The sequence below is a fragment of the Lutibacter sp. genome (assembly GCF_041562875.1).
Classification (GTDB): domain Bacteria; phylum Bacteroidota; class Bacteroidia; order Flavobacteriales; family Flavobacteriaceae; genus Lutibacter.
In genome coordinates this window covers 1-4,687 of sequence record NZ_JBFFOE010000147.1, presented here as the reverse complement: position 1 = coordinate 4,687, position 4,687 = coordinate 1, and the positions used below count along the sequence as shown (strand labels likewise).

The 4,687-nt window shown below is 27.2% G+C and carries 5 protein-coding genes; 4 read left to right on the top strand and 1 reads right to left on the bottom strand.

What is annotated here, in order from left to right:
• Positions 1-1,028: HEAT repeat domain-containing protein (locus ABY863_RS12885; protein WP_372795479.1), on the top strand; the 1,028-nt coding region annotated here is incomplete at its 5' end.
• Positions 1,029-1,080: 52 nt separating this feature from the next.
• Here the strand turns inward: ABY863_RS12885 and ABY863_RS12880 are convergent.
• The gene (locus ABY863_RS12880; protein WP_372795477.1) at positions 1,081-1,473 is read right to left on the bottom strand and encodes a helix-turn-helix transcriptional regulator; all 393 of its coding nucleotides are present in this window, start codon (positions 1,471-1,473) and stop codon (positions 1,081-1,083) included.
• 350 nt (positions 1,474-1,823) lie between these two features.
• Between ABY863_RS12880 and ABY863_RS12875 the strand changes: the two genes are divergently transcribed.
• The 3 genes from ABY863_RS12875 to ABY863_RS12865 all read left to right on the top strand — a co-directional run.
• A complete protein-coding gene (locus ABY863_RS12875; RefSeq protein ID WP_372795475.1) occupies positions 1,824-2,936 on the top strand; it encodes a M14 family zinc carboxypeptidase in 1,113 nt (370 codons plus the stop codon).
• A 69-nt stretch (positions 2,937-3,005) separates the two neighbouring features.
• Positions 3,006-3,485, top strand: a complete 480-nt coding sequence (locus ABY863_RS12870; protein WP_372795473.1) for an Lrp/AsnC family transcriptional regulator — start codon at positions 3,006-3,008, stop codon at positions 3,483-3,485.
• A gap of 98 nt (positions 3,486-3,583) precedes the next feature.
• Positions 3,584-4,687, top strand: a 1,104-nt coding sequence (locus ABY863_RS12865; protein WP_372795471.1) for a thiamine pyrophosphate-dependent dehydrogenase E1 component subunit alpha, incomplete at its 3' end; no start/stop codon positions are given.

Here is a 4,687-nt window from a genome sequence, read left to right as displayed (position 1 = left end):
TTAAACTAAATGTAACTTACGATTATAATACAATTAATAGAACTGTAACTGTAAATCTTAATCAACAAGGTAAAGTATTTCAATTCCCATTAACTATAGATATCTACGAGGAAAATCGAAAATTAAGTTACGAAGTTTGGATTGATAGCAAACAAAATTCATTCACATTTCCTATCAATAAATTACCGAAGCTTATAAATATTGATGCTAAACATGTACTGTTAGCTGAAATTACAGATAAAAAAACTCTTGAAAATTACATTTATCAGTATAACAATGCACCGCTTTATATAGATAGAAGAATCGCTATTGAAGAAATTTCGAAGCAACAAACAGATAAAGAAGCATTTAGCACTCTAATTAAAGCGTTAGATGATCCCTATTATGAATTAAGAATACTAGCGTTGGAAAGTATTGATTTATTTCAAAAGTATTACAAAAAAGAAGCCATCGCTAAAATAGAGAAACTAGCGCAGTTTGATGAAAAAACATTAGTAAAAGCAGCTGCATTAGGTGTTTTAGGCAAATTAGTTGACCCAATTTATAAACCACTCTTTGAAAGAGGAATGAATAGTGAATCATATGCCATTATAGGAAGCTCATTAACATCATTATACCAAATAGATAAACAAGCTACTTTAACAAAAGTTAATAGCTTAAGTGATGATGTGAAAGAACATTTATCAGATGCAATTACTAGCGTATACATTAATGAGCAAGACAAAACAAAGTTGCCCTTTATTGCTAATCACGTTTTAAAAGGAATGTTCTTATCTGAAAATAAAAGAACACAGCAATTATATTCTGAAGCTTTTAAGTGGATTTCAGAAAGTGATAACAAAGAAGCCATTACAAACCTTACCAATGATTTTGTAAAATTAGGATTGCAGTATAAAAAATATAATTTCGATAAAATGGCTGTGAATATGTTAAATGAGCTTGTTTATGCTCAACAAAAATCAAATAACAGTAATAAAGAGGAATTGATATTAATCTTAAAAACAGGAATGGCTAAGTTAATTGAGTAGAAATAATTAAATTCATAAAAAAAAGGCTTTTGATAATATCAGAAGCCTTTTTTTATGAGTTATAATTTTTAAATGTTCCATCTTTATAAAAAATAACAATACGTTCAATATCTCCTTCAATTTTTTCTTGAGAAATTATTCTCTTTGGAATTTCTTTAACTGTTATATCTTTTTCTACGGTAGAAAAAAGGGTAGGTGCTGATTCAATGATTTTAGAATGTTTTGGGAATTTTCCTATTCCATTTAATAACCAATACAATTCTACTTCAGGAAAAGTTTTTAATATTTTTAATACAAAATCTAGGCTTGGTTTATTTCTTCCAGAGAGTATATGAGAAATGCTTGAACGTTGTACTTCAATTTTCTCCGCTAGTAAAGCAGCAGAAATTTCGTAATAATCCATCATTTGTATCAGCCTTTTCGAAAAATCTTCGGTGTTTACCATTGTAAATTATATTTTTATTACAAATGTAACTTTTTAAATATAAATAAACAAAAATAAGTTCTAAAGCAACTATTTACGTGTATATATGTTTAAATTTATAGTTTATATAAATACATATAAGTATTTGATTTATATGTGTATATAATATATTTATAGACTTAGTCTATATAGCGTAAGACAATACAATTTATAGAGTAATGAATATTTATAGGCAGGTTACATTTGTATAAACAAATTAAATTTTGGCTGTATACATTTGTAAATTAACGGTTGTTTACAATTGTAATCTTACTTTATTCATTAATAAAATAATAATCTCTTTATAAACTAAAAATAATTATTTTTGTGCTATGGATTTTATAAGCATTAATAAATTAGAAGACTGGTATTCTATAAATTTCGAAAAACAATTAAAAGGTAGGCGTATATTATTTTCAGATATACATCCTTTAATTGATAATTTAACTTCTAAATTTAAAAAAGAAATTATTGGATATTCTGAAAATGGAATTCCTATTTACAAAATTTCAATTGGTACAGGAAATACAAAAGTACTTTCTTGGTCTCAGATGCATGGAAATGAAAGCACTGGGACAAAAGCTTTATTTGATTTATTTAATTTTTTTGTGAGCGATGATTCTCAAGCTATAGCCATTACAAATCAAATTTTATCGAATTGCACTTTAGAATTCGTTGTTTTGCTAAATCCGGATGGTGCTATAAATTTCACAAGAGAAAATGCTCATAATATTGATTTAAATAGAGATGCAGTTGATAGAGCAGCTATTGAGAGTAGATTATTAAGAAACACTTTAGACCATTTTAAACCAAAATTTTGTTTTAATTTACATGACCAACGTTCTATTTTTAATGTAGAAGGAACTTCTAATCCTGCAACCATCTCATTTTTGGCGCCTTCTGAAGATGTTGGTAGAACCATAACTGAAGGAAGGAAAGAGACTATGAGTGTAATTGTTGCAATGAATGATTTGCTTCAACAAGTTATTCCAAATCAAATAGGAAGATATACAGACGAATTTTACCCAACAGCAACAGGTGATAATTTTCAAAAATTAGGTTATAATACTATATTAATAGAAGCGGGACATTATAAGGATGATTATGACAGAGAAAAAACCCGAAAATATAATTTTTATGCGCTTTTAAAAGGTCTCTACTTTATTGCAACTGCAAATAAGTATACCAATTATAAGCAATACTTTAAAATACCAAATAATGATAAGAAGTTTTTAGATATTATTTATAAAGACCTAAAAGTTGTTAAAAATAATGTAATTCATATTGAAGACGTTGGTATTCAGTATAAATTTAAAGTTAAAAATAATAAACTTATTAAATATAAGTGTATTGAAACGAGTGGTGAATTATCAAATTTTTACACTTACAACTTAATAAATGCAGAAAATTTAGATTATAATGAATTAAAATTGTCAAATTCGTAAATAATCCACGGAATACTAGTTTTTTTTTAATAAATTTGTACATTATATTTTATTTAATAAAAACAAATCATGAAAAAATTTATACTCGATGAGATTGATCATCAAATATTAGATATTCTTATTGAAAATGCTAGAACACCATTTACTGATATTGCTAAAAAATTAGTTGTATCTGCTGGTACTATTCATGTAAGAGTGAAGAAAATGGAAGACGAGGGAATTATAAAAGGATCTACACTTACTTTAGATTACGAAAAGATGGGATATTCATTTATATCACATGTGGGTATTTATTTAGATAAAACATCTAAAACAAAGCAAGTTGTTAAAGAGTTAGCATTAATTCCAAATATTACAATAGCTTATATTACTGCTGGGAAATATAATATTTTTTGTAAAATTAGAGCGAAAGACACAACTCATGCAAAAGAAATAATATTTGAGATAGATGATATTGATGGTGTTTCTAGAACAGAAACTATGATTTCATTAGAAGAAAGTATTAACGATAAAACTCGTTTAATGCATTCAATTTTCAGAGAACTTTAGTAAAAAAATCTTATAAAAAATACCTTATCATGAATTTTGATAAGGTATTTTTTTTATTTTCACATTTAATATTGCATTTGAAATTATAATTTTTCTTAATGAGAACTATCAATACTTCTGTAGGATCAATAATTTTTAACCGAAAAGAGTACGCGAACAAAGAATTAATTGCATTGTATAAATTAATTCTAAAACCTCGCTTAATTGAGGAAAAGATGTTAATTCTTTTGAGGCAAGGCAAAATTTCGAAATGGTTTTCAGGAATTGGACAAGAAGCAATTGCTGTAGGCGTTACGAATGCTATGAACTTTGATGAATATATTTTACCAATGCACAGAAATTTAGGTGTATTTACTTCAAGAAATATTCCTTTATATAAACTTTTTTCTCAATGGCAAGGTAAAAAAGGAGGTTTTACAAAAGGTAGAGATCGTTCATTTCATTTTGGAACTAAAGAATACAAAATAGTAGGAATGATTTCTCATTTAGGACCGCAATTAGGGGTTGCAAATGGAATAGCTTTAGGTGATTTATTAAATAAGGAAGCAAAAGTTACAACCGTTTTCTCTGGAGATGGTGGTACAAGTGAAGGTGATTTTCATGAAGCATTAAACGTAGCTGCAGTATGGAATTTACCTGTTCTTTTTATTGTTGAAAATAATGGTTATGGGCTTTCAACACCTTCTAGTCAACAATTTAAATGTGAAAACATTGCCGATAAAGGTATTGGTTATGGAATGGAGAGCCATATTATTGATGGAAATAATATTTTAGAAGTTCATTCAAAAGTAAGTGAAATTGCAAAAAGTGTTAGAGAAAACCCTCGTCCAGTATTATTAGAGTTTAAAACCTTTAGAATGCGTGGACATGAAGAGGCTAGTGGCAATAAATATGTTCCTACTGAATTATTGGAGAAATGGGCTTTTAACGATCCTGTAACTAATTATCAAAATTTTTTAAGAAAGGAAAAAATACTTACTGAAGAAATGGAGGTTTTAATGAAGCAAGAAATTGTTTTAGAAATTAACGAACATTTAAAAATTGCTTTTGATGAAGAAGAAACTTCTTCATCAATTGAAAATGAATTAGCCGATGTTTATGAGCATGTAAATTATATAGAAGTAAAACATTCAACTAAAACTTCAAACATTAGGTTAATTGACGCTATTTCTCAAGGACTTAAACAAAGTATGGAGCGCTTT